Annotated in this window: 18 protein-coding genes; 11 read left to right on the top strand and 7 right to left on the bottom strand. The window is 48.1% G+C overall.

Annotated features, from left to right (window positions below; translation table 11 throughout):
• The first annotated feature begins 73 nt into the window (after positions 1–73).
• Both P8J86_00140 and P8J86_00135 read left to right on the top strand, forming a co-directional pair.
• Positions 74–2317: a trehalase family glycosidase gene (locus tag P8J86_00140; protein MDG2053093.1), complete on the top strand. Its 2244-nt coding sequence runs from the start codon at positions 74–76 to the stop codon at positions 2315–2317.
• 53 nt (positions 2318–2370) lie between these two features.
• Entirely contained in the window at positions 2371–3315 is a 945-nt protein-coding gene (locus P8J86_00135; GenBank protein ID MDG2053092.1) for a hypothetical protein, read from the top strand.
• Positions 3316–3363: 48 nt separating this feature from the next.
• Here the strand turns inward: P8J86_00135 and P8J86_00130 are convergent, their stop codons facing one another.
• Both P8J86_00130 and P8J86_00125 read right to left on the bottom strand, forming a co-directional pair.
• A complete protein-coding gene (locus P8J86_00130; protein ID MDG2053091.1) occupies positions 3364–4839 on the bottom strand; it encodes an MFS transporter in 1476 nt (491 codons plus the stop codon).
• 312 nt (positions 4840–5151) lie between these two features.
• On the bottom strand, positions 5152–6864 hold the full coding sequence (locus P8J86_00125; GenBank protein ID MDG2053090.1) for an agmatine deiminase family protein: 1713 nt from the start codon (positions 6862–6864) through the stop codon (positions 5152–5154).
• A 331-nt stretch (positions 6865–7195) separates the two neighbouring features.
• On the opposite strand from P8J86_00125, the gene P8J86_00120 reads away from it, so the two are divergent.
• Complete coding sequence (locus P8J86_00120; GenBank protein MDG2053089.1) at positions 7196–8641, top strand: hypothetical protein; 1446 nt, start codon at positions 7196–7198, stop codon at positions 8639–8641.
• Here P8J86_00120 and P8J86_00115 read toward each other — a convergent pair.
• Entirely contained in the window at positions 8638–9696 is a 1059-nt protein-coding gene (locus tag P8J86_00115) for a GntG family PLP-dependent aldolase (protein MDG2053088.1), read from the bottom strand. The two genes, P8J86_00120 and P8J86_00115, sit on opposite strands and share 4 nt — an antisense overlap.
• A gap of 281 nt (positions 9697–9977) precedes the next feature.
• Here P8J86_00115 and P8J86_00110 point away from each other — a divergent pair, with 281 nt between their 5' ends.
• From P8J86_00110 to nhaA, 4 genes are read left to right on the top strand one after another with little or no spacing between them, the layout of a single operon-like run.
• Positions 9978–11378, top strand: coding sequence for a hypothetical protein (locus P8J86_00110; GenBank protein ID MDG2053087.1), 1401 nt, complete (start codon positions 9978–9980; stop codon positions 11376–11378).
• Between the two features lie 48 nt (positions 11379–11426).
• Positions 11427–12464: a hypothetical protein gene (locus P8J86_00105; protein MDG2053086.1), complete on the top strand. Its 1038-nt coding sequence runs from the start codon at positions 11427–11429 to the stop codon at positions 12462–12464.
• Between the two features lie 22 nt (positions 12465–12486).
• Positions 12487–13584, top strand: a complete 1098-nt coding sequence (locus P8J86_00100) for an alpha/beta fold hydrolase (GenBank protein ID MDG2053085.1) — start codon at positions 12487–12489, stop codon at positions 13582–13584.
• On the top strand, positions 13581–14858 hold the full coding sequence (gene nhaA / locus P8J86_00095; protein ID MDG2053084.1) for a Na+/H+ antiporter NhaA: 1278 nt from the start codon (positions 13581–13583) through the stop codon (positions 14856–14858). The genes P8J86_00100 and nhaA overlap by 4 nt, the downstream gene beginning before the upstream one ends.
• Positions 14859–14899: 41 nt before the next feature.
• On the opposite strand, the gene P8J86_00090 is transcribed toward nhaA, so the two are convergent.
• Together P8J86_00090 and P8J86_00085 are read right to left on the bottom strand one after the other, a co-directional pair.
• Entirely contained in the window at positions 14900–15328 is a 429-nt protein-coding gene (locus P8J86_00090; GenBank protein MDG2053083.1) for a hypothetical protein, read from the bottom strand.
• A 114-nt stretch (positions 15329–15442) separates the two neighbouring features.
• The gene (locus P8J86_00085; GenBank protein MDG2053082.1) at positions 15443–16267 is read right to left on the bottom strand and encodes an alpha/beta hydrolase; all 825 of its coding nucleotides are present in this window, start codon (positions 16265–16267) and stop codon (positions 15443–15445) included.
• 557 nt (positions 16268–16824) lie between these two features.
• On the opposite strand from P8J86_00085, the gene P8J86_00080 reads away from it, so the two are divergent.
• Entirely contained in the window at positions 16825–17760 is a 936-nt protein-coding gene (locus P8J86_00080) for a hypothetical protein (protein MDG2053081.1), read from the top strand.
• A 41-nt stretch (positions 17761–17801) separates the two neighbouring features.
• Here P8J86_00080 and P8J86_00075 read toward each other — a convergent pair whose 3' ends face one another.
• Positions 17802–18713: a sigma-70 family RNA polymerase sigma factor gene (locus P8J86_00075; protein MDG2053080.1), complete on the bottom strand. Its 912-nt coding sequence runs from the start codon at positions 18711–18713 to the stop codon at positions 17802–17804.
• 944 nt (positions 18714–19657) lie between these two features.
• On the opposite strand from P8J86_00075, the gene solA reads away from it, so the two are divergent.
• Complete coding sequence (solA, locus tag P8J86_00070; GenBank protein ID MDG2053079.1) at positions 19658–20809, top strand: N-methyl-L-tryptophan oxidase; 1152 nt, start codon at positions 19658–19660, stop codon at positions 20807–20809.
• Here the strand turns inward: solA and lipA are convergent.
• A complete protein-coding gene (gene lipA, locus P8J86_00065; GenBank protein ID MDG2053078.1) occupies positions 20787–21896 on the bottom strand; it encodes a lipoyl synthase in 1110 nt (369 codons plus the stop codon). The genes solA and lipA overlap by 23 nt on opposite strands.
• Positions 21897–22154: 258 nt before the next feature.
• Between lipA and P8J86_00060 the strand changes: the two genes are divergently transcribed.
• Entirely contained in the window at positions 22155–23669 is a 1515-nt protein-coding gene (locus P8J86_00060) for a polysaccharide biosynthesis/export family protein (GenBank protein ID MDG2053077.1), read from the top strand.
• A gap of 277 nt (positions 23670–23946) precedes the next feature.
• A complete protein-coding gene (locus P8J86_00055; GenBank protein MDG2053076.1) occupies positions 23947–25767 on the top strand; it encodes an exosortase/archaeosortase family protein in 1821 nt (606 codons plus the stop codon).
• Positions 25768–25770 lie beyond the last annotated feature (3 nt).

The raw sequence follows: 25770 nt of genomic DNA, 5'->3' as shown, positions 1-25770 counted from the left end.
GATGAGAAGATTTCAGATACAAGATTCAAAGAGTAGGACTGTGTCACTTGTTTAAAAAAAAGAATAGTCATTCATGTCGAAGAAACTAACCATTCAGGGACTTACGACTCCAGTTGCTAAGTCCAACAAAGTTGTTGGATCTCGACCAGTGTCTATCGGTATTAGTGAAGACGAGTCTGACTCTGAATTTTCTAAGCTGCTCCAAGATGCGCTTGGCTCATGGTGGCTCGGAGAGAAAGGTGACACGCTTCCCAGAAGAGAATTCCAGAGTAAGTGTGTTCTTCCTTATATTCATGGTCGGTGGTTAGATTCAGATCACCTTCTTCGTACGCCTCAGATGATAGGCAGGGAAGCGATTGACAAGTTGTTGCGCATGCCAGATGAATCGCTTGGCTGGCCAGTCTATTACCCCGCAGATCAGCCCCACGTTGCCGAGTTTATTCGGGCCAATAATCAACACAAAATTGATTTGGATCTTCGGCCACTGCCGACGCCTCGCCCACACCCAGCAACTGAAGAAGGCAATAATCTCTATAACCAGCCAGGATTCTTGTTTCTTCCAAATGCCTATGTTGTTCCCGGTGGTGCATTCAGCGAAATGTATGGATGGGATTCGTGTTTCATTATTTTAGGCATTCTTGCAAGCGCAGAATACATTCTAAAACACGAAGGATGTTATATCCTTGATGAATCTCAATATCGACCATCGACCCACGAAGATGTTCAAAGGTTGTTTCAGCTTGCTAAGGGAATGGTTGATAATCATATCTATGAAATTCGTTGCTACGGTGGTTATGTGCTCAATGGGAATCGAGCCTATTACCTTACACGCTCACAGCCGCCACTATTTACACGGCAGGCTCTTGCTGTATACGAATTTGCGATGAAGTATGGAGAAGAAGTTGACCTGCCATATATAGAAACGTTAGCTCACTGTTTATATCCAGACGATAAAGAGAGGATTGTCCCAACTTCTTACGATGACTGGATGCGCAAGCAGGTCGTGCCAGCGGCAACTTCTTATTACTACTACTGGACTGATCCTGAGCTCGTGTTTGCGGACTGGGATCCTCGAGGTGTACACATTAAGGGCCAGAATCCTCGGGTGGTTCGAATTACGCCTGATGGTGATTATGTAGAGGGCGCTGAAAAAGAATCATGGGTTGCTTACCGTTATTACCCTGATGGAGATGGAGCGTCACCTGAAGTCGTTAATGGGATGCAGGATCAAAACAAGCAGCTCTACTTGGATGCAGCTCGTTTCTTTCGGGAGTTCCCTGAAGAAAATCCTATGGATCCTCGTACTGGCCGCCCCATGTTTTGGGATCCAAAGTGTTCAAACTTTGCCAATCTTACCCAGGAGTTTTTCTGCGCAGATCGGGCAGTTCGTGCGTCTGGGTTCGATTTGTCAGGTCGATATGGTGCGCAGGGGCAATACGCAACAAATTACGCTCCAGTCGATCTCAATACACTACTGTTTCAAATGGGATCCGATCTGCTGTTGATGTACCACCGTTTTGGTTCCGATTATCACTCTCAAGAAGAGTCGAAAGTGATTCGGGAGCAAATCCGTGAACGAGTTGAAAATGCCCGGTTTGTAATCAACAATCTTCTTTGGCAAGATGAAGGCGAAGGTGGGTCTTTTAGAGACCTTCGGATTCACAAAATAGGTACGGCGCCGAAAAAAACCTATGCGTATAGCACGACATTTGTACCACTGTGGGCAAAGGGTCTTATCAACGACCCTGAGAAACGCAAAAGAGTGCTTCGCGGCGCCGCTCAGACTGAGGTAGTCACACAGGATCAGATTTTCCATAAGACAGATGATACTGTTGTCTGGATTAAGGATAATCCCGGAGAGATTTTCAGGCAGGTCGATGGTGCCAGTGAATTTTGTAAAATTGAAGCAGGCAGCACGAGTCTTATATCGCTGACGAAGAGCGAGCAGCCTTGGAGCTATGGAATTCCAACCAGTTCAATACACTCTGGTAATCAGTGGGACTTCCCATACAGCTGGGCACCAATACAGCACTTTGCCGTAGAAGGTTTGTGGGAAACTGCTATTAAAGATGGTGGTGAAGCACTTCAGGCCGTACGCAATATCATTGAAGGCTGGGTAGATGCAGTTGATATTGTGTTTGCTCAGTCTGGTAATTTAGTAGAGAAATATACAAGTTATGATCCGGCTGACTATGAGAGTGTTGCTCGTGGCTATGCAGAAGCCGAGGTTGGCTTTGGCTGGACCAACGCGGTGTACTTGAGATTTTTACTCCAAGCAGAAGAAAGGCTTGGCGATCTCTTCGGCGAAGAGTCATAAACTTGCAGCCTGGTAATCACATAGCGTGGCCTCGGCGGGGTGCTTGAAAAGTAATGGCTATTGTTAGTATTATTGATATTGGAACTCATAGTGTTCGCGGCTTAGTTGCCGAAATCACTAAGGGGCGGCCGCCAAAGATTCTCAGTGAATCCCGACTGACCACACGGCTTGGTGAAGGGCTCTCACAGACTGGCCAGCTGAGTCAGCAGGCACTTGAGAGAGCTGTTGGTGCTATCAGTTGTCTTTGTAAGACAGCCAATGCCTATCAAGTAACTCAGGTGAGAGCTGTTGCGACATGTGCTGTCCGAGAGGCTCGTAATGGAGCAGTACTTGTTGATCGCGTTGAAGCAGAGATGGGTATAAAAATAGAAGTTATCTCACCTACACAAGAAGTGAGTTTGAGTTACAGAGGCATTCGATTTTTTGGAGTTGTTGAAGCTGCAGATATAGTTGTTGCAGATCTGGGTGGTGGAAGCCTTGAGATAATGTTCGCGTCGAGTACACAAATTGAATCGGTGATTCCAACCCAGCTTGGTGCGATTCGAACCACTGAGATGTATAGATTGGAAAGAGCGGTGTCTAGTGAGACAGAGTTATCTGTAAAAAAGTACATAAAAGACACTCTTGAAGAGGCAGGTATTCCGCACCATCAAGGTGATCGCTCGTTGGTGATGTGTGGTGGCGCCGCGCTGGCAGTCGCTGCCCTTATGGGCGGTCATAGTGTCGATGAGAATCAGCTCAACAGTGAATCACATCGTTGGAATGGTACTTCTGTCCAGCTCAGTGTGGCCGTATCAATTGTAGATAATCTTAAAAACTTTGATTGTGAGCAAAGATCTATTATGACCGGATTATCTCATGATCGTGCTGCTGTCATTGTTGCGGGCATTTGGGCACTTGTCGGTTTAATGGAGTGTCTTGGAATTGATAGCTACGTACTGAGCGCGTACGGAATTCGTGGCGGTATTCTTGCGGAGTTACAAGGCCGTATTAACTGACAAGGTGTAAGTATGTCGAGAAGACAAGCGTTTTATTTATCGGCTCATCTAAGGGTTTGAGGCGGGTACCGGTGTTTCTGGTTTAAAGCGATTCACCTGACGCGTTTCTATCTCTACATGTCTAGAATCTTTGTCATGATCATGGGCTTCAAAAAAGATGGCCTCATCTAAAGGCTCAAAGCTAAATGATGTGTAGCTTGATTCCTGCGAGGTAGCGGTTGTTGACTTATCGTTTGTGGCTTGCTTGGCATTGATTCGTTTGAGTGCATTCATGGCGGCTAAATTGATGACTAAAAAGACGCCAATTGCAATGAAAAGAATCATCTTGTAAGCCATCAAGCCAGTGGTGGCAAGAAGCAGTGCTGCTGCCGCAAGCACGGCGATCGTATAGCCAATTTGACTAGCGCCTTGCATGGCTGCTACTTCAGAGGTGGAGGCATGTCGATCAGAACCAAGCGATAAAGCAGTTGGCATTAATCCCGCAGCGCCAATGCCAATGATCACAAAGGAAAAGAAGAGCCAGCCTGGCTCTTGAAGCGGGCCAATGGCAAGAAGAAGAAAACCGCAGGCATAAGTGATAGAAAAGACAATTCGTATTTGCCGAGGAGAAGTTTGATCAGCAAGCCAGCCGGCGGGCCAGCTTCCTATTGCCATGATCAGCAGGCACAGCCCTATAGCGATTCCTGAGGTTGCAGGCTGTATGCCTGCAGTCGCAAGAGCAATCGGTACTGTTGTTGCAAGTAGAGCGGCCAGGGCTCGATCACTGGCCAGCAACCAGGCGCCACAATAAGCGCGTTTCGAAATGCGGTTTCGAGAAGATTGTTTTTTGCTATCCGTTGTGAGTGGATTGGTTGCGATAGAGCTGCTTCTTATATGCATAAGAGCAATAATCGCGATGACCATTGTCAAAGCAGCGGCCCATACAAAGACTGCTGATGATGCAATGTAACCACCTACAAAAGCACCAACGCTAAGCGCAAGGATGATTGTTGTAGCTCCTAGTCCAAACCCCTGTGTTTTACGATTTCCGCCCATTTGGTTAGCGATTATTGTGAGGGGCACTGCAAGTAAAATGAGGTCAGTACTTCCTTCAACAACTCTCACCAAAAGCAGAGCGCTAAAGCTAATCGGTATCGCTGTCAATAAGCCCATGACTAAGAAAAGGACAGCTTCTATAAGTGCCGCAAGTAGCAATATAGCCATAGGCTTCATAAATCCACGAAGCCACTTGAGAGCAGCCACCCCACCGATCACGCCGATGATGTTGACAGCCATAAACAAGTGAGCTGCCGAGTCGCTGATTTGAAAGCGGTCAATAAAGATCTGTTTGAGTATTGGAGCAAACATTGCATCAGGCATAGCAGCAAAGAAAAGCAGGGCGACGGGTACAAGTATCGACCAACTTAGTCCTTGGCGGTCTGATGCTGATTGTGGAATTACTGTGTAGTCAATCCACGGATCAATTGGTGGCGAGGATGTCTGCGTTTTTAAGTCTGGCAATGTATCTGTTTTGTAAGAAGGCACAGCAGTCAAAGCGAGGTTGCGACTCTTGGAGGGGTCTCACGATGATCTGTCATTTTATACATGGTGGTGACGTTATTTAGAAGAATTTGTCTGCCAAGCGTGGATCCCGAGTAGAGCGTCATCCATGTATGAGTGTCCAGTTTTCCGAGGCATCGAAGAAGAGAGTTCAGCCGGTCGAAAGTCCTATTCATTGCTTAAAAAAGCTGAATCATGGATGAGTCTCGCACTCTAATTGAAACTGAGTCTCAATTCAAGGCTTCGCCGCCAAAAGGAGAGTCGGTTCGTCACTCTGATCCTGGGTGGGCCGGTCCGCTACTGAGATTGCCCAAAGTTGATGAGGAATAGTGAGAAATCTGAAACATTGACACTCCCATTTCCATCAAGATCTGAAGGGCAGTCTGAATTCGGGTCACAGGAGGTGCCGAAGGCAATCAAGAAGAGTGAAAAGTCAGCCACGTCTACGATGCCATCCATATTGATATCACCCACAAGCGTTGGTGTTCCGTTGATCGTGATATCGCTATCGCTCTGATCAGAGCCAGTGTTTCCTTGGCTATCACGTGCAAGTACACGGACCCGAGCCTGATTGCTGAATAAATCGGGCACAAGCCACGCATAGCTACCGCTGTCGCTCAGATTGGCAGCAATGATGTTTGCGAATGTCGCGCCACCATCGGTGGACAGTTCTAAGTCAATGACTACATCATCGTTGTCATCAGCGATCCACTCAATATTAATGGTTGTGCCTGGCTCCAATACCTCGCCGCCGCGTGGTGAACGAAGATAGGCAGTTGGTTGCTCGCCACCTTGAGGAGAAGGAACATGCATCACAATACAGTGCATTACTCCAGCGGCCGTCACAATTGCATCGCAGTCTATTTGAACGATTGTTTTATCCGGTACAGCACTTTGCCAAACGGCAAGTGCCTGTGCGTTTTCTGAAGCTAATGAGTCATAGCTAGGAATAAGTACCAGGTCGTTGCACATCACAACATTGGTGTATGTGTAATGTGTTCCTCCAATACTTCGAGCTGGTGGTCGTAAAACAGTCCAGCCTGAACTAGACAGATCAGCTGTTGTGTCGTCACAGATATTATCTTGAGTAGAGCCGACGTTATTTGGCCAATCACTTACTAATGCAAGCCTGTCATCAGCAATTTGCATCCACATATCAATATGTTGTGTAGAGTCAACAGATGTCGGAAATGCAGGGGTAAGAGTCGTATCGAGTCCCTGAAAATCCTGCCAATAGTCCACAATTTGCACTTCAGTGAGGGACGGATTTTCGTTCGCAATGAGCTGGGTTGCAAAACTCTCGCCAATACCATTGAGATGGTAATTGCCCCCACCGTGGGTAAGCGGAATTTCGTAGTAGGGAAAATCCCAGAGTGAACTGAGATAACTACTCAGCGCATTATCAGAGGGGCGGGGGCGGTTGTACTCGTGATCCACGATCGCACGGCATCCACCCTCGGTGATGAAGCGTGGTCCATAATCCCGTATCCAGATGGTGTTAGTCGTGCGAACAATAATGATAACTCTGGAACTGTCAGCGCCTTGAGCAACAATAGAATTTCGAGCGGATGTGCCTTCAGAGTTATTATCGACAACGACAAATATGTTGGCATTCCCAGTAGTTGTGATGTGAGAAGCCATCTCAGCGAGAATACTTTTCCAGCTGTTATTGCCCTCCCATGCAACGAGAATGCCTTCCATTGGCTCGTACTCTGCAACACAGCGAATGGGGCCTTCTGGTGGCAGCACATTGATTCCAGAGCGAAGTGGCAGTTGGGTTGCCTTCCATGACCTCTCAGCTGGAGTCATTGCGGCGCCAATTGGCCATCCTTCCGGATAGACGAGGCGGCCATTAACTTCAAGTGGTTGGGTTTGATCGATGCTCTTTGAATCAGATCGATCACCACGGCTTGTTTTTCCATTACCGCTACTCAGCGCAGGGTTGTTCATAGAGCTCAGGACACACACTGTTAGCATCAACGCATATTTACTAAATCGCTTGCCGCACACCTGGACACTCTCCTGTCATTCGTCTAAAAGGATTCCTCGAAAGTCATCGTCAGAAAGTCACGGTCAAGCGGGCTTCGTGCCCAATAAAAAAAGCTCAGTCTCCTGAAACCAAGCCCTCGCCCTCGTCTGATCCTTCAGAATACCTCAATAATGCCGTCAGGCAATGTATAAGATCGTTCTTCATAGTCACATATTGACCATTCTCACTGATTATCGCGCCATGGCACTGCCTGCCATGGTCTTGATCTGGACCTCGGCCAGTTAGCGTCCTGGGTCATCACTGTTCGGTAGTTATTTTTGTATTTCAAACCAAGTTCTAACAAAGAGCATTATGACCACCTCGCCAGCGAATCAAGCTAGTCCACTTGTCTGGAAACAAACGGCAACTTCATGGTGGCCGTTAGCGGCGAGTTGGCTTTTGATGGGAATCGAGATTCCTATGATCAGTGCCATTGTCGCGCGCATGGGCAATGCAGAAGGACAATTAGCTGCTTTTGGTGGGGTTGTATTTCCACTGGCACTTCTTATTGAGGCTCCAGTGATCATGATGCTTACCGCATCGACCGCCCTTTGTTCCGATCGTGAGCGCATCATTGTTCTCAAGAAGTTCATGATGTGGTTGGCTGCAGGCCTCACACTCCTGCATTTGCTGATTGTAAGCACGCCACTATGGGGTTTTATTGTTGGTGATTTGCTCGACATTCCTGTCGTAGCAAGAGGCCCAGCGCGTTTGGCTTTCCTCGTCATGCTGCCGTGGACGTGGGCAATCGCTGATCGGCGATTTCATCAAGGCCTTCTCATTCGAGCGAACCAATCGAATTTGGTTGGTCTTGGCACGGCGATGCGACTTCTGTTTACAGCGTCGGTGTTGCTTATTGGATTTTCAATCGAGAAGATTGAGGGAGCAGTGCTTGGTGGTGCGGCTTTGAGTCTTGGCGTTATTGCTGAAGCAGTATTTGCGAGGATTGCTTCCCGTCAGACATTACGTAGCGCACCGTTAAAAGCATCACAAGATGCTTGTGGTGGATGCAACTTTCTTATTGTGGATCCTGAGCGATTAGATTGCCCAGAGTGTGGGCATTCCTTGGCTGAAGTCGGGCTCATTCATGGAAAAGCGGCACCGCCGATGAACCTTTCGCGATTACTGGCTTTCTATGTGCCCCTAGCGCTGACTCCGCTGGTTGTTATGGTGGCTCAGCCACTTGGTTCAGCAGGTATGAGTCGGATGCCATTAGCACTCGCCTCCCTGGCGGCATGGCCAGCACTCAATGGATTGGTATTTATGATTCGAAGCCTTGGTGTGGCAATGACTGAAGTTGTTGTTAATCAATGGGGGCGGCCCAATGCAAATCGAGTGCTCGGGCGCTTTACGCTGATGATTGCTATTTTGACGACAGCGCTGATAGTGATCGTTGGGTACACGCCACTCACAGCAGGATGGTTTCGTTATCTAAACCATCTAGATGATCAGCTTGCGTCTGTGGCGGAACAAGCACTTCGCCTGACACCTGTTCTCGTTTGGGTATCAGTGTGGACGGCTCTTTATCAGGGCATTCTCGTTCATCATCACCGTACCCGCGGGGTCACTGAAGCAGTACTGGTAATGCTCATTCTGACAACAGCCACATTAGTAATAGGCGTGTGGATGAACTCTGTTACGGGTATTTCTGTTGCCATCATCGCATTTACGATTGGAGCGGTAGGTCAAACGGCTTGGCTGCGCGTTCGAGCAGCACCATTTATTGCTAAGGCCCGCCAAAATCAACGAGACAGTTAAGAAGTTGAATGGGCGGCATCTGTCACTACGTGTTCTATCTCTTTAATGGCGATAGGAATATCCGAAGATGAAATTCCCAGATGTGTGACTGCACGAAGTAGTTGTGGTCCAATGTCGAAAATACGAATGCCCCTCGCATCCAGCTTCTGGCAGATTTCAAAAGCGGAGCCGATAGTTGGGTCCACTTGGAAACATACAATATTAGTCTGTACATCATCAACATTGACATCTAGGCCTGTAATCTTGCTGATGCCATGTGCCAAGGCCTTGGCATTTTCATGATCTTCAGCTAAGCGTTCGATGTGGTTATCAAGCGCATAGATTGCAGCGGCTGCAAGGAGACCAGATTGTCGCATGGTGCCACCAAAGAGTTTGCGAAATCGGTGAACACGGGCTATCAACGATTTGCTTCCTACGACGATAGAACCGACGGGCGCACCCAGACCTTTTGAAAAGCACATTGAAATTGTGTCAAAGTGCTTGGCGTACTCTGAAAGGGCGACGCCCGATGCCACAGAGGCATTAAACAAGCGAGCGCCATCCAAATGTAGTCCCAGTCCATGTTCGCGTGCACGAGTTGCTACTGATTCCAAGCGATCAAGGGGCCAGATGGTGCCACCCGCACGATTGTGGGTGTTTTCAAGAATAACCAGTGCAGACTTCGGAAAGTGTGCATCTTGTGGTTGGATTGCTGCCGTTACATCTTCTGAATTGAACTGTCCTTTTTCACCATGAGCAAAGTAAAAGCTACATCCAGAGAGTGCTGCAGGGGCTCCTGATTCATATTTGTAAACGTGGCTTTCTGAGTGTGCAATGATCTGATCGCCTGGCTCAGTCAAAGCACGAATTGCCACCTGGTTGGCCATTGTCCCGGAAGGTACAAAGCAGCTGGCTTCCTTGTTGAGCATGGCTGCAACGCGATCTTGGAGTGCAATGACCGTTGGATCGTCGCCAAGGACATCATCGCCAAGGGGTGCCGAAATCATTGCATCTAGCATCGCCTTCGTGGGCTGTGTAATAGTATCACTTCGAAGATCAACGACAGGGGGTGGCATTGTTCTGCATCCTCTAGGTACGGCGTTCGAAAAAGATTGTACTTGAACATGAGATGTTCTACTGGCCGCAACGATCTATCTGGCTGATCGGCCTATTCTCGGACCCTACGAGTTGTGCGCAAGTTCTATTTATACCATTTGTGATAGAGGTGATGGTGGGAACACGAAACGGAGTGACTTGGTCGACAGGCAATCTCATGGAATCGCCATGGGGGATTGAATTTGTCTTGTAGACACGTCGATGCTTGTTGTTGCCCAAAACTATAATTCGAGGGGAGCAAATGTTGATATCTAAATCTATTGTAAGATTCTGCTCCGGCGTATTTGCTCTACTTGTGCTCAGCAGCGTTTGCGCTGTTTCCTTTGCTCAAACAGAATATGAAAATCCTATACCACTTGAAATGGCTCCATTTGCGGGAGATTTTCTGCTGCCAAATGGTGATCGTTTTATTGTGAGCGAGCATGAATCCAGTCTTACAATTGCCGGTCAAGGCGAGAAGGCTGTAGGGATTTTGCTCTATGGAGATACGTTTCAGAATGGTTGGCTTTGGGTCTTTCAGCAATTTAACAAACGTGCTCATAAATCAATGAGCAATCTGATTACGGAAGGTATGCCTGCATTTCGTGCGGATCTTGATCCAGTACTTAGTGTAGAGGGCAGCAATGAAATTGCTGAAGTGTGGATGACTTATGTTGAAATGGTGGGGAAGCCTAGAAGTGCAACCGTTCTTGGTTCGGTGCCAGATAGTGAGGGCGTCTCAGTTTATGTGTCAATTGAGTTTCAAAAAACCAATTTAACATGGAAAATATCTTACTCATTAAATCGAATGATTGAGTCATTTGTACCAGTCAAAGAGACACATCCAGTTAAGGTAGAACTGGTTCCAGTTTCGCATTCAAAATTTGTTGGAACAGCTGTAGATAATCGCTCTGATATCACAGTTGAATACGAATATAAGTCAGATGGTTCGCCAGGTAATCTTAAGTTTGTTGGTGAAGATCACTCCGTCGTAGCAGAACGTGTGATGCCACATTCAGAGGAAGAGCTGCAAAGGTATGTTGGAATTTATACGTTTACTGATGGCAGCTTGTTACGCATAGATCGTGACCAGAAACAACTACGCGCGACAGGGGTTGGGCAAGAAGCGTTTGCTCGTCTGTATTTAGGTCGCAATTTAGATGCGGCGACAGCTGCAAGAATGAAGTATCTCAGTAATCGAGTCAAAGATCTCATGGATCCACTTCTTCGCGGTGAGCCACAAGAGTTCAAGCGGTCAGTCAATTCTATTGGCCGAGGCCATGGTAGTGGGCCAATATTGCAGGACTGGCAAGACTGTATCGATCTCCATGGCGCGCCACGATCGCTACACATCCTAGGAGCCATACCTACGTTGAACGATCCTATTTGCTACTTCGCTGTGACATTTAGTCGAATGCCGGTTGTCTATCAACTCACGCTGACCCCTGACCTGACGGTCGGTTGTATGGAGCCAGTAGATTCTCTTGCTGAATTCAGTGTTGTTCTATCGCCATTGGGTGATGGGGTTTTCGCTGGTTGTGCGGTAGACAAAAAATCGCCACTTCGACTTAACTTCGTCGCCGATCAGCAAGGTCAGATGACTTTGGAACGATCTGAATTAGGTTTGAGTATCGCGGTTGGTGTTGATTTTCAGGATCAATAGACCATAAGGGACACTGCTTAGAAGCTCTTGTACAATGGCTATTACAAAATGGCCATATTTCTATGCTTTATATTGATGGGCTTGGGGGTATTGCTGCTGGGTTTTGGATGGCGCGGCATTCGGAGTGGTGATGCGCCTCATTGCCGAAAGTGTCAATCGCAATTAGCAGAAGAGGAAGGTCTTGTTCCGTTGCGTTGCTCGGAATGCGGCCGAGATCTGACAGGCAATCGATCTGTTCGTTTGGGAGCTCGAAAGCAACGACCGCTATGTGCGTGGCTTGGCGTTCTCTTGCTAGGTACATCACTGGCCTGGTTTGTGTCTATTGGTTGGGTCACGTTGCGTAGCGATAAATGGATGCCTCACATGCCCAACTGGTGGCTTGTGGAGGTTGAGCTTGGTAGTTCTGATGAAGGTTGGCGTACCGCTGTTCTGAAAGAGCTGGATAGTCGTATTGCAAATAAAAAGCTTAGTGATCCACATCGACAGTATCTGATCAATCAGGGGCTTGAGATGCAGCTTGATGAGACCAGGCCATGGAATCAGTGTTGGGGTGATGTCATTGAGCAGGGCATTATTGATGGGTTTCTTTCGGAAGCAGAGCTGAGTCAGTATGCACGAGGTACGATCGAATTGACGTGCCGCACGAATGACTCGGGTCAAGTGACGCTGTGGTTTCGCGTTCATCGGGCAGGGTCGCATGGGCGACTACGCTTTGGTTTAGCATATAAGATTGATTATTTGATAGTCGATGGTGAAAAGACTTATTCAGATGAACTCCAAGATGAGCAGCAGCGAAATGAAAACGATTACGACGGAGTAACATTTGTTTCTTTGAGCGAGTCGGCCAGCATTGGTCCGCATCTCACCGCAATCTTGCCTGAAGGGATCAATGCTGACAATAGTGAATGCCTGCTTGGGGTTCACGTAGGATGGCACAGCAGCCTGCTGAAGAATTCTACTCAGATGAACCCGATGGAGGGTTGTATGCTAGGGCTCGGTTATCTTGGTCTTGGAGAATCTCCATGGGACTCGGGTGAAATGAAGGTTTGGCAAGAAACGTATTTAATCAATGGTGAGAAAGAGTAGGAAGTTGAGTGAGCGCACGAGTATGTCCTCCGCGAAAGACTCAAATGTGTTAGAGAAGAGCCGTTTAGGTCCCAGCTGGATTAACTCGTTTGAAGTTGACGCCTTGCGCACCCCTCGTTGGCTTTGCGGTCGTCATTTGCAGACATCTTATGCCTTTCTCTGCCGTCGTTCGGAGCCTATTTCTTATACGCGCCAAGTACTGGAAAGTGCAGATGGCGATTTCATAGATATTGATTTGACGACGCAGCAGCCTGGTGCGCCACTTATTATTGCTTGCCACGGTCTCGAAGGATCGTCTCGCTCAAAATATATGCTTCGCTTAATGAGCCGAGGATTGCGAGAAGGTTTTAACGGCATTGCAGTAAACCACCGTACTTGCGGAAGGCCTTTAGGGCAGACGATTCGAACATATCACTACGGGTTTATAGATGATCTTGACCAAGTTGTTCGTGTGGCAGCAGCGCGAGAGCCAACGCGACCAATCGTGGTGGTGGGATATAGTCTTGGTGGGAGTATTGTGGCGAATTGGTTAGGTCGATGTTCTTCAACGATGCCATCAAATGTCTGTGGCGCAGCGACTGTTTCAGCGCCACTGATAGCGAGCCGAGACTCACATTGTCTTGATATTGGACTTCGTTTTTACGGTCGGTTCTTTTTACGAACCATGAAGCGAAAAGCAAAGCTACTGATTGATCAAAATAAGGTGGTTGGCCAAGATGGCCTTGATATTGAAGCGATCAGCAAGGCCCGTACGATGGAAGACTTTGAGAAGTGCTACACCGCTCCTGCGCATGGCTTTTCAGACTTAGAATCCTATTATCGTGGTGTGAGCCCGGCGCCATGGATCAATTCCATTTCGGTGCCAACACTTATGCTGCATGCGAGTGATGATCCAGTTATTTTGTCCGACAAGTTGCCAATGCAGGAGCTTGGCGCAATGCCAACGATATGCTTGTCGATGACAAAGCGTGGAGGACATGTTGGATTTGTGAGTCGGGATCAAAAACAGTGGCTTGAAAATCAACTATTTCGTTGGTTTAGGAAGTGTTTGGCTAATGTGAGTACAAAAAGAAATGGACAGGGCGAAGTAGCTTCCGTTAATAAAAGGTGCGAGTCATGACAAACAATTCAGTGCCCTCTCTGCCACCCGTAAAAAAGAACGATGGCGTTTCCTACTTTGAGCAGTTTTTTAGACTTGAGGCTGCTGGCGGCATCTTGCTGTTGTTTGTTCTCGTTCTTGCAATGATTATTGCCAATGTGCCCGGTGTATCATCGGTGTACCAGTGGTTCCTTGATATACCAATTGAAATTAGTATTGGGCAGGCCAGTCTTCGTGAGGAACTGCTGATTTGGGTTAATGAAGGCCTGATGGCGGTCTTTTTCTTGATTTTGGCGCTCGAGATCAAGCGAGAGATCTTAGATGGTGAACTCGCATCTGTTTCGAAGGTGGTGTTGCCTGGTGTGGCAGCCATCGGTGGAATTGTTGGGCCAGCCGTGATTTATCTTGCCATCAACTACATCGGTGGAATGGATGAGACTCGCTTTTGGGGTTGGCCTATTTCAACGACAACTGATATTGCATTCACATTAGGTGTGATTGCAATGTTAGGGACACGTGTTCCTGTCGCATGCAAAGCATTTGTGGTGGCTTTATCAATTGTTGATGACATTTTAGCTGTTTCTATTATTGCGGTGTTTTATACCAATGACATCTCTTTGGGATTTCTTGTCGCAGGAATAGTAGGCATTCTTTTATTGGTGTTACTAAACATGGTCGGTGTCAAGAGAATTGCGCCGTACATTCTCATAGGCATATTCATTTGGATTTGTATTTTAGAGGCTCACGTACATGCGACGTTAGCTGGTGTGGCGGTTGGATTGACTATTCCTTTAAAGCCTGACGCTAAAGGTTTTTCAGCGTTGCGGCACCTTGAGCACCTTCTTCACCCGTGGGTGGCATTTGTCATCTTGCCAGTGTTCGTGTTCTGTAATGGCGGTATTACATTCAATTCAGAGTCAATTCGTAGCGCGTTTGAAATTTGGCAGGTTCCAGTTGGGATTGCTGCAGGCTTATGTCTGGGTAAATCACTCGGTGTGTTTGCTTCAGCATGGCTGGCGATCAAATTAGGATGGGCAACGTTGCCGCGGGGTTCTACTTGGGGGCACTTGTTTGCAATTGGCGCACTGACAGGTATTGGTTTTACCATGAGTCTTTTTCTGGGAAGTCTTGCCTTTACTGATTCATCGGCACACGAAGATGCCATGCGAATTGGTGTGATTGGCGGTTCGATTCTCTCTGCCGCATTGGGTATCAGTAGCATGATTTTCGCTGGCCAGGCACTCGATGTTACGGAACAACCGGAAAGAGCCGATCCAGATTCGTCGCCTCATTGACAAGCAGTGCGACGCCGTGCGCATTGGCAGTAAAATGTCATTTATGTAGTTGTGCGCGATTCATCAGGAGCGGCTTGAATTCGTGTTCTGACAAGCCCACCAAAAACAGCTGCTGGTATAAAGACGACCATTAGCGTAATGCATGCCCATGTAGGGAAGTGTGCAGCTTCTCGAGCCAATGGCTCAAAAAGCACAATCAGGGCGATGCCCAGTAAGAAACTTCCAGCGAGTCCAAAGTCTGGCGCTATAAGTGTGGTGATGTAGCCGCCAATAATGCTGCTGATGGCAGCAGCAGCAATAGCAAGTATGACGGTGCTGGTCGTCGCTACGGCTTCTTCTACGGGGGGTTTTTCTGGCAGCATGGATACAAAGATGGTGGCCAGGAAAATCCAGATCACAAGCGTTGCAACAATGCTAATCAGCAATGCAATAGCTACGCGAATGGACTGATAGGCACTTTTCTCTGACATAAATAGGCCAGTACTCTTGTGTATCGTGGGTATGGGTTTGTTCGCGTTTGCTAACGACATGAGGATACTCGCAATTGACATACACGTCGATCAAGCGTGATCAATCTAAGCCGTTCAATATGAAATGTTCGATTGGATGAGCTTTAGAAACTGTCTGATGGCAAGCTCTTGTCGCTCCTGTTCTGTTTGGCTAGCGAGTGCATTGTGTGTGCCGTTCAATTCAATAAGGGTGACTGGCCCAGCTGCAAGTTGCTTCATCATTCGTCCATCTGTGATTGGTGCGATTTGGTCTGTCGTATGTTGCAGAATAAGCAATGGGCAGAAAATACGTGGTAGGGCTAGATCGGTGCGGAATGGATGGCGCATGAGAAATGGGGGAAAGCCAAAACGCCAAGCGAATGTGTCGCATCTGAGAAGGGCGGTCTGCAAGATGAGTCCAGCCGGCGGTTCTTCGAGAGCCAACTGGCACATGACACCGGCGCCAATTGAGCGGCCCCAGTAGATGAGCTGTCGGGCATCAACATCCTGGCGAAGTTTCATCTGCTCGATCCATCTATGAGCATCTCGCACGATTGCTTGCTCTGATGGTGTGCCTTGGGATCGACCATAGCCTCGGTACTCAATAAGCAATATTGAGATTGACTGTGAATATAAAAAATCTGATAGTTCAATGTTGTTATCTATAAGCTCGCCATTTCCATGCGCATAAATAACTAAAGGGCCAGGTCGATCGGAGCTTATTCCTTCGCCAGGCCGGAACCATGCTTCGGTGCGTATAGAATCTGGGTGGTCAAGCCAAAGTGCTTCGATATGGTCTGGCACACTTACACGTTGCCACTGGTTGGCATACCGCCTAGGGAAGACCATTTCACCTTGAAAGAGATAGGCAATGACACACCATATGACATAAAGCGCGATGATTATGATAATGATGAGCATGAGGCGGTGCTTCATATGCTGTTGAAATTATAGCTGTGTCATTTGAGACGATTGTGGTTTCTTATTGCCAGTCATTGCAAACCAAACGTGTTGCCATTTTGAGCCAGAGATCTCTGAGGGCTGCTATTGCTGGCCTTTTTGCCTCATGAGATTGTTGCCTCAGGATGCGCCGTCGACGGCCTCGTTGCCGGGTTAGCTGTATCTTGGCAGCGAGGGATCTCTTGGGCCATATCGCATCTTTAACGGTCCAAAAGACGCTTTCATGCGAACGAGCGGGGCGATGCTCGATGGAACTGGCCAATCTTATTCGTTCCTACTCTAATATCGATTATAAATACGATAAAAGTCTCTAACGTACGCGATCGGTGCTGATACGCACGACATCGACACTGATTCTGTAGGTCTGGATCCATTTTAAAAATGTTGATAAGTGGATGCAAATTAGGCATTTGCAAGTCGCGGCTCAATCGGCTGGTGTTTTGGGATGAGGATAGTTTTGCATAGTGGTATAAAGTTGCGCCTTATTCGCCTTATTTCTCGTATTGTGTGGCGAGTACATGTCTATTCCGGGGTCAAAAATCGAGTTCGTTGTATACGCGGTACTGGGAGGGGTTCTCGTCCTCTATCTGTTTGCCTTGGTGGCTTTTTCGCTTCGAAAGCAACGCAAGCCGATCCCCACATTTGTAAGTCGTCTTCAATGCAGAAGTTGTGGCTATTCAATTGTTGATGCTGCGTCTCCATTTAGCCGTTGTTCCGAGTGTGGCTCGACGCTAGATCAAGCATCGCTGCGAAAAGCGACGCCGCCAAGAACAATTGGTTTTCCCCTGCGGTGGTGTGTTTGGACACTGATTGCGTTCTGCTTGGTGTGGCCTGTGAAACAGGTTCTGTCTAGTCCTGCGTCTCAAATGGCGGCCGGTTGGTGGGAAGCAAGCTTCTTACTTAACCCTGGGGCTAGCTCACTGCAGCCTCAATGGCATGATCCGATCTATGCCAATTTGATTTGTGCTGAGTATGGAAAAATTGGTGACTCAGTGCTGCCTTCCCGAGTACTCGTAACCATGAAAAGAGAAGGCGTAGTAGCCCAGTCTCTTTTGATCGATGCACGCAAGGGGTTGTGCTGGCCTGCTGATCTTAGTTGGAATATTCAGGGCCCCTCTTGTGCGCTTGAAGTCACTGAAGTTGCAGATTGTATACGAGTGGCCATGGCGCGTAATCGGCGCGTATGGATTGATGATCGAGAGGAGGTCATCCTTCAGCAAGCTGGTTTTATTTGCAGCTACATTAGCTCTATGAAAGCAGTTAGGTTAGATCCAAACTCAGCTCGCACGCCTTGGATTCATGCAGCAGTTGACGGTAAGTCTATCCAAGAAAATGGAGTCGGTCATCGAGTTGCAAGACAGCAAATTGGCTGGTTGTCAGAAGCGTCGTGGTTTATCACAGGCGTCATTTGGCTATCTGGTAGTCATCTACTCTGGTTGCGGATTGGTCATTAGTTCATAGCAACACGGTTGATCGACTGGTCGATAGACGCGAATTAAGCAGATCTTAGTGATTCTGGTACAAGTCTTGAAGGGGCATTTGTCTTGGCCCTTGTGTGATTTTTTCCAGCTTCGGAGTTTGTTCCATAGTCGATGAGTTGACGTAGTTTACGTAGTGACGCCATCTCAATTTGCCTGACGCGTTCTCGCGTGAGTCCCACTATTTCTCCGACCTGTCTCAATGACATTGGTGACGTGCCTTCTAGTCCATAGCGAAGCCGTACAATTCGAGCTGATCGGTTATCCAGTAGAAAGAGGCAGTCTCGTAGACGGGATTTTTGTTCAAAGTGCTGCGCAGTCTCTTCAGGGCGCAAGCTGCGATGATCTTCAAAGAGGTCTAGTAGGCTTAAGTTGCAGTTACTTTGATCATTCGGCCTCGTTGCAGCACGCTGATTAATGCACAAGATGCGATTTACCATTTCCATCTTATTTGGATCAATCTCTGCAGCCACGGCGAATTCACTTGGTGTGGGTGGCCTATGTAAGTGGTGTTCCAGACGATCATAAATTGATCGCCATCGAGTGATGCGCTCAATGAGATGGCTTGGAAGGCGTATTGGTGGGCCTGCAGTATGAAGCACTCTTCTGATGGACTTCTTTATCCACCAAGTTGCATATGTTGAGAATCTCGCCCCGTGTGCAGGATCGTAGCCATCAACGGCTCGGATCAAACCGAGATTGCCTTCTTCGATCAAATCAGAGAGAGGTAGCCCTCGGTTGGTGAAGTTCTTAGCAACTGAAACAACAAGTCGAAGGTTGGCTCCAATCATCTGTTGCTTGGAGTCACAGCATTCGTCGTTGATAATCTTCCAACCTAGATCTCTTTCTTGTTGAGCAGTGAGCAAATCGACTTTGCTAATCTGGCTTAGGTAGAGATGAAGATCGATATCGCCCTTAGTCTTCTGCATTTTGTAATTCACTCACGGATGGAAGGGGTCTGACATTCTTGGATAACTCGGGTGGGATGGTGCGTGCGCCACACTGTTTGTGCAGCGGGTGCACGCACCGAATCCCGAGAGCGCTTCCGGCCACACACCGGAAAGGAGAGGGAAAGAGCGTGGCACCTTTTCAGATACCACGCCCCTGTCTTCCCCGACCGGATGCAGAGACAGCAGGCAACGTGGATAAAGTCATACACGTCGGCTTGTCTGGCAGCGGAAGGGCAAGGCAGATATACGCACAATGAGCGGAAGGGTCGGAGGCCCATTGAAAATCAGAACGGCAACGAAATTGGCTCTTGTGAGCCTCTTTTTAACTCGCGATCACTCGCGAACACGATGATCTGAGACATGATCGGAATGACGTGCATTCCGGTAGATCATCTGCCATTGATACGGATCTGAAATGTCTAGGTTCATTAGAGGGCCAGAATTTATGGCATCATTGATCTGGGGTCTGAAAACGCAGGCCAGCCTCGATATAAGTGCCATCAGAGCTGGATTTGGTCCAGACAATGCTCACCGTCTCATTTAAACATTGGCCATGGGGAAGGATGCGGGTTGCTCGACCCAGCATTCCTGCAATGAGAGGAGAGGAGGAACGAATTTTCAGGCCGTTTGCACTCATATCCAGCATCTCATATCTGACCGTTGAAAGCTGTGGGCAGATCCAGGCGATGACCACCTCGAGTCCATGGCAAGAATGGCGATTGGAGCGGCGTCCATCGTTTGTTTGAGTATCCGAGGATTTGAGGTGTCTGTCATATAGCATGAGCCTGGCCCCGAGGCATATCGACCCATTGACGGCCTTTGGTTGTCACTGATTCAGGGGTTGTGAAACTGAGAGCTATAGAATTCGGTTTGTAACGGTAGAGTGATCTGTAAGGTGTCCTAAAAGCCATGAGGTCTGATTAATGCCTAAGCATTTTGATGTGATTGTGATTGGTGTTGGCGGCATGGGAGCGGCCACCTGTTGGCAGTTGGCTCGTCGAGGCGTTCGTGTGCTTGGTTTAGAACAACATGCCATAGGGCATGATCTTGGTTCCAGCGGTGGTGTGTCACGTATTGTTCGATGCGGCTACTATGAGGATACAAACTACGTTCCACTGGCAGCGCGTGCCTTTGAGTATTGGGAAGAACTTGCTGCGTCAACAGCAGATCGTCTTTGGCATCGGTGTGGATGCCTCTTCTTGGGTCCGGCTTCTGAACATGTTGTGGCAGCGACGGCGAATGCACTTAGTCAGCATGATCTTGAACATCAAATACTCGACCATGCTGACCTAAAACGTAGATATCCACAATTCAAATTGCCGGCTGATTATGCCGGTGTTTTTGAAGTAAAGGCAGGTGCTGTCATGGCGGCGCGCGCTGTTGAGGTGATGGTGCAACAGGCGCACAAGCATGGCGCTGAAATCATTGGTAATCAGCAGGTCATAGATCTTTCCGAGTCTGGCTCTCAAATTTCTGTGCGAACTGAGCAAGCGGAGTATTTGGCTGAGCGGGTTGTTGTTACTGCCGGGCCGTGGACCAAGTCATTGTTGCCGAGCATGGCTTCACATCTTGAGGTCACGCGCCAGTGTGTGTTTTGGTTCCAGCCAAAAAAGCCGGAGCTCTTCAATGAAAAGATTTTTCCAGCCTGGATATGCGAGGAACCCTCTGGCGAATATTGGTATGGAATGCCTCTCCTTCCGGGGCAATCTGGCATGAAGCTAGCGCCTCATGTGCAAGGCATTAGAACAGACCCGGAGAAGGTCGACAGATTACTGGGTGAAGCAGAGCTTGAGCAAGCAAAAGAAATTCTTGCTGCCCGACTTCCTGATGGATTTGGTCCGTTTCTTTCCTACAAGACCTGTCTCTACACCAACTCCCCAGATGAGCATTTTATAATTGACTGGGACAAAGAGATTCCAGGTCTTTGCTTTGCTTGTGGATTCAGTGGCCATGGTTTTAAGTTCACGCCATTGATTGGTGAAGTGCTGGCAGATCTCGCCCAACATGGTCAGACAAAGCAGCCTATTGATTTTCTTTTAGGTGACAGGCTGGCTAAGAGCTCGTTGGATGAGTAGCTCGTCGTTGAGTTGCTGTTCCTAGCAATTCAGACATTTTTTCATCCGTGGCTTTTCGTTGTGGACTCAGTTGAGCAGCCTGTTCCTCGGCATGATATGAGCTTCGCACAAGAGGGCCCGATTCGACGACTTGGAAGCCTGCGCGTAATCCTGCTTCACGGTATGCAGCGAACATATCAGGATGAACCCAACGATCCAGCGGCAGGTGATTTCGTGTGGGTTGTAGGTATTGCCCAATCGTAAGGATGTCTGTGCATGCTTTTTCCTGAAGCTCTTCGATTAACTCAAAGACCTCTTCATCTCGCTCTCCAATACCGACCATGATGCTCGTCTTCGAAACGAGGCCAGCTTCCTTGATGCGTGCAATGACCTCTACAGATCGTTCAAATTTAGCTTGAGGCCTCACCGCTGGATGCATTCGCCGCACGGTCTCTAAATTATGAGCCAGAATATCGGGCTGAGAACGAATCACTGTCTTAAGATCCTCCGCATTGCCGCGGAGGTCTCCAATCAGTGCCTCAACTGACGTCGTAGGACACGCTTCTTGAACCTGGCGAATTGTGCTTGCCCATATTCCAGCGCCGCTATCTGGCAAATCATCACGATCAACAGAGGTGATCACAACATGCTTGAGCCCCATGAGGCTGATTGATGCTGCAACACGTCTTGGCTCGTCTTCATCGGCCTCCATGGGACGACCTGTTTTGACATTGCAGAAACCACATGAGCGTGTGCATACATCGCCCATGATCATGATTGTTGCAGTACCTCTCGCCCAGCATTCTCCGATATTCGGGCAGCTTGCTTCTTCACAGACGGTATGTAGTCGATTGGTCTTAATGATTGATCGGAGTTTTTCGAAACCCTCGCCACCAGGCATTTTGGCCCGAAGCCACTTGGGCTTTCGTTTGATGGTGAGTTGGGCTGGTGCCGTCTCTCGGTTGTTGAGAATTTGCCCGGAAAGGCTGATTTGAGCTGGACCGACATGCCTGGCAGTATCGCCGCCGAGGGGACGGGGGTGGCGCTCCTGCGTTCGCCGCTGTGCAGCAGGGTTGGCGGTATCTGTGGTTGGTAGTCTTGAGCTCATGGTGTAGAGGTTCCAGCAACCCTCTAGTGTAGCGGGCATCGGTCTCGAATCACCAGCCCTGGTTCCTAGAAACTGCGTGTTGGTCCCAAAATGCCCCCTCTCATGCCCCTTCAGTCCAGGTAAGGTTCAACTCTAAGTGGGGGCACGGTCGATAAGTACCAAGCGAGCCATGAGCGAGCCATAGTTGTCGCGATTTCCCCCCCATCAGCCCCGAATTGTGATGGATTAGTCCAGTTAGTGGTCCAGGAGACACAGAGCATGATGCCCAGAAAGTTGGCACAACATCTCTCATTTTTAGGGTTAATGTTTTTGGCAGTCGCCCAATCTGGTTGTGAGGTTGATTCTTTCTTTGATCCATCAGTGACTGGTCGATGGGAAACCACCGCGACTACGATTCCGATATTGACCCGACTGGATGTTGTCGAGCGTCAGCACGAGGAGTGGGGCCAGATCTCCAACATCACGCCCGAGGATCTCACGCCTAATGTTTTGGACTACAGGATCGAACCTGGTGATGTCGTCACCATTGAAATCTTTGAGCTTTACACCCAAGGGCAGTGGACTCGGACAACGCGACGTATTGATGCTGGCGGATTTATCCGCATTCCAGAGATTGGGGAAGAGTTGGCTGCTGGCCTCACGCCACAGGAACTCCAAGATCGAATTGAGCAAACACTCAGCGATTCGGTGATGTCGAATCCTGAGGTTGATGTTGTTGTAGAGGATGCTGGTGGGTTTACCTGGACCATTTATGGGTACGTGACCCAACCTGGTATATACACGCTCTTAAAGCCGGACTTTCGGCTTATTGAAGCCCTTGCGCAGTCAGGTGGTGTGCCAGCGACAACTCAATATGTTTATGTCATCAGGCAGCTTCCTCTTTCACCTGAGATGCAAACACAGTTCGATCGTGGCCAAATGCCTGCACAGGAGAATGGTTCTTCGGCACGCCCTGCGACGGAAGAAAATCCTGTTGACGTTGATTCATTAATTGATCAACTCGAAAAAGGAGGGGCGAGTCCTTCGCCAGGCATACTTGCGCAGGATGGTCCAATTGTTGATGTTGATGAACTTCAGCCTATAGAGGTTAATAACAAGCAGCCAATTGATATTGTAGATGTCACTGACTCATCTGAAACAGGCACTGCTCCGTCTTACATCTATGTAAAAGAGAAGGGGCAGTGGGTTGAGGTTCCAGGATCTCAACAGCAAGCCAACACACCAATGGGTTCGTCTGACCTTGAAGATAAAGATCTCGGCATGTTTGCTGAGCGGATTTTGGCAATTCCATATCAAGAGCTTGCCCGAGGAGAGAGTAGTTACAACATTGTGATTCGGCCCAATGATCAGATCTATGTTGATGGACCTGAGCAAGGTGTCGTTTATATAGACGGCCAGATTTCTCGCCCGGGCGTTTACAACTTGCCCCAAGTAGGCAAACTTACACTCAGTCGCTTGGTTGCAGCTGCTGGTGGACCAGGTCCGCTCGCGATTCCCCGGCGTGTTGATTTGACACGCGTGATTGGTGACAATTGGGAGGCAACTGTGAGGCTGAATTTAGCAGCCATTCGCCAAAGAACAGAGCCTGATATCTACCTTCGTCCTGATGATCATGTCATTATTGGCACGAGTTTCTGGGCAACCCCCTTGGCAGTCATCCGTAATGGATTTCGATTCGACTATGGATTCGGCTTCTTTCTAGAGCGCAATTTTGGCTTTGACGTTTGGGGTGCTGGTGGTGGTGGTGATGCTGGCGGTATTGGCTTCAACTAGCCGAATTCAATCGCTGGGTTCTGCTTCCTTTCGGGTATATTGGGCCGTATTAGGCTGTTTGGGCTCAGATTCCCAATTTCAAAGATACAGGCCCTTAAATGACCAGATTTCATGGCCAGTTTTGTCGAACTCCATTACCCCTTATAAACGTAGGACTTATCAAGGGAGGTAGGCGAGGATCACCAGCAAACGGTTTAGAATTTCTGAACTGGCTTTCTGTTTTTGGGATCGAAATCTCAGTTAACATTGAGCTCTGCATAGTCGATCTGACCACAGTATGACAGGTGAGACTATTCAGACCAGGCGTAGCCAATCCGATGATCGGGCACGCGATTCAGACCAAGCAGATCAATTCTTTCTGCTCGCTGGAGTTGCGCTTTTACTGGTTCTGTATTTCTGGGTCTTCTGGGACTTCTTTTTCCGCCAAGTTGAGTTTGCCATTAAGCAGCAAGCTGATTGGGGGCATACTCTCGTCATACCATTAATTGCCTGCTACTTCGTCTACTTAGCGCGCAATAAGATTCTTGCGCAGCCTCTGCAGAGAGCATGGGTAGGGCTTCTTCTTGTAGTCGTGGGCGTGCTTTGGTATGGGTTGTGTACGTTTACTGGTGAGAGCCTTGCGTGGTTGCGCCACCATAATTTGATGGGACTAGGAGTTGGCATCTCAACTTTGGGGCTCATACTTCTATTCTGTGGTTATCGAGCGTTCATTTGGATTTGGTTTCCACTGCTATTTCTCTTTGTGTTTGGGCAGACGATCTCTGATCGATTCCTGAGTATTATTACATTTCGCATGCAGGACATCGCGGCTGGCGGTGCATTCTTTGCTCTTAAAGCAATGGGTAATGATGTCACGCTTTCAGGTAATACGTTAGAGCTCTTTGCTGATGGAGAATCTCGCCAACTTAATGTTGCTGAAGCTTGCTCCGGAATGCGCATGCTGATGGCTTTTTTGGCACTCGGTGTTGCGATGGCTTACTTGGGTCTGAAACGTTTTTGGCAACAGGCATTATTAGTATTATCTGCTTTCCCAACCGCCATTTTTGTAAACATACTTCGTGTAGTGACACTTTCTCTCTTGTCCATGTTCGATACCGGATTTGCAGCCGGAGATTTTCACTCTATCGTTGGCTTGTTTTGGTTGATCCCGGCCTATTTGATTTTCTTGGGAGAGCTTTGGATCATCAAGAATCTGATCATTGAAAATGAATCAGAAGCTAAAACAGTTGCTGCATCAAAGCCTCTGGTACTTCGCTCCCATGTTCGTCGAAGTGGAATAGCGGCATTTGTAATCGCCTGTCTGACGCTGGCAATTTCTGCAATTTCGATAAAAGTGATCGCTGAGCAGTTGAATGTGCATCTTCGCAAAGAGTCGATACAGCCCCGTTTAGCGATTGCCTCTTTACCGCCACAGTTAGGTTCTTGGCACAAGGTAGGAGAAGACGTTGTACTGAGTGAAGAGATGATTGAATCACTCGGATCCGGACAGTTTTTAACACGTACATATGCACTGGATGGAAACGCTGCTAGCAGTAGATTGACATTACATGTTGTCTATTACACTGGGCAAATTGATGCTGTTCCACATGTGCCAGATCGTTGTTTTGTTGCAGGTGGATACGAACCGCAGATGGCTGTTCCCGAGAATATTGACTTAAATATTGATCAGTCCGAATGGGTGCTTAAAGATGAGAGTCCGAAAGAACTTGGGCATGTCTACCCACAGATTCAAAGGCCGCATCCTGTTACTAGTGATCAAGAAACAATACGTTTGCCTTTAGGTGACTTCCAACTAAGAACAAGCGAGTTTAGGCATCCTGACATGGGTGAAACCCCGATTTTTGCTGGATATTTCTTTCTGGCCAATGGCCAAGTTGCTGTTACACCTGGTGATGTTCATCGATTTGCATTTGACCTATCAAGCAAGTACTCCTATTACTGCAAAGTCCAAATTACTGCAGTTCTTAAGCAGGGCGAAAACAAAGAAATTTTTGTGTCAAGAGCAACTGAGTTTTTAGAAGATTTGCTTCCACACCTCATGCGATGTTTGCCAGATTGGTTTGAAGTGGAAACAGGAAAGTATCCAGAAACTACTTAACAA

Source organism: Phycisphaerales bacterium (assembly GCA_029268515.1).
Lineage (GTDB): Bacteria > Planctomycetota > Phycisphaerae > Phycisphaerales > SM1A02 > JAQWNP01.
This window is presented reverse-complemented; position numbering and strand designations above follow the sequence as displayed.

Coding starts and splice junctions, on each gene's coding strand:
- P8J86_00135 (MDG2053092.1), top strand. CDS start 2,371: ATGGCTATTGTTAGTATTATTGATATTGGAACTCATAGTGTTCGCGGC.
- nhaA (MDG2053084.1), top strand. CDS start 13,581: ATGACAAACAATTCAGTGCCCTCTCTGCCACCCGTAAAAAAGAACGAT.
- P8J86_00085 (MDG2053082.1), bottom strand. CDS start 16,267: ATGCTCATCATTATCATAATCATCGCGCTTTATGTCATATGGTGTGTC.
- P8J86_00075 (MDG2053080.1), bottom strand. CDS start 18,713: ATGCAGAAGACTAAGGGCGATATCGATCTTCATCTCTACCTAAGCCAG.
- P8J86_00090 (MDG2053083.1), bottom strand. CDS start 15,328: ATGTCAGAGAAAAGTGCCTATCAGTCCATTCGCGTAGCTATTGCATTG.
- solA (MDG2053079.1), top strand. CDS start 19,658: ATGCCTAAGCATTTTGATGTGATTGTGATTGGTGTTGGCGGCATGGGA.
- P8J86_00080 (MDG2053081.1), top strand. CDS start 16,825: ATGTCTATTCCGGGGTCAAAAATCGAGTTCGTTGTATACGCGGTACTG.
- P8J86_00055 (MDG2053076.1), top strand. CDS start 23,947: ATGACAGGTGAGACTATTCAGACCAGGCGTAGCCAATCCGATGATCGG.
- P8J86_00140 (MDG2053093.1), top strand. CDS start 74: ATGTCGAAGAAACTAACCATTCAGGGACTTACGACTCCAGTTGCTAAG.
- P8J86_00100 (MDG2053085.1), top strand. CDS start 12,487: ATGTCCTCCGCGAAAGACTCAAATGTGTTAGAGAAGAGCCGTTTAGGT.
- P8J86_00105 (MDG2053086.1), top strand. CDS start 11,427: ATGGCCATATTTCTATGCTTTATATTGATGGGCTTGGGGGTATTGCTG.
- P8J86_00120 (MDG2053089.1), top strand. CDS start 7,196: ATGACCACCTCGCCAGCGAATCAAGCTAGTCCACTTGTCTGGAAACAA.
- lipA (MDG2053078.1), bottom strand. CDS start 21,896: ATGAGCTCAAGACTACCAACCACAGATACCGCCAACCCTGCTGCACAG.
- P8J86_00110 (MDG2053087.1), top strand. CDS start 9,978: ATGTTGATATCTAAATCTATTGTAAGATTCTGCTCCGGCGTATTTGCT.
- P8J86_00115 (MDG2053088.1), bottom strand. CDS start 9,696: ATGCCACCCCCTGTCGTTGATCTTCGAAGTGATACTATTACACAGCCC.
- P8J86_00060 (MDG2053077.1), top strand. CDS start 22,155: ATGATGCCCAGAAAGTTGGCACAACATCTCTCATTTTTAGGGTTAATG.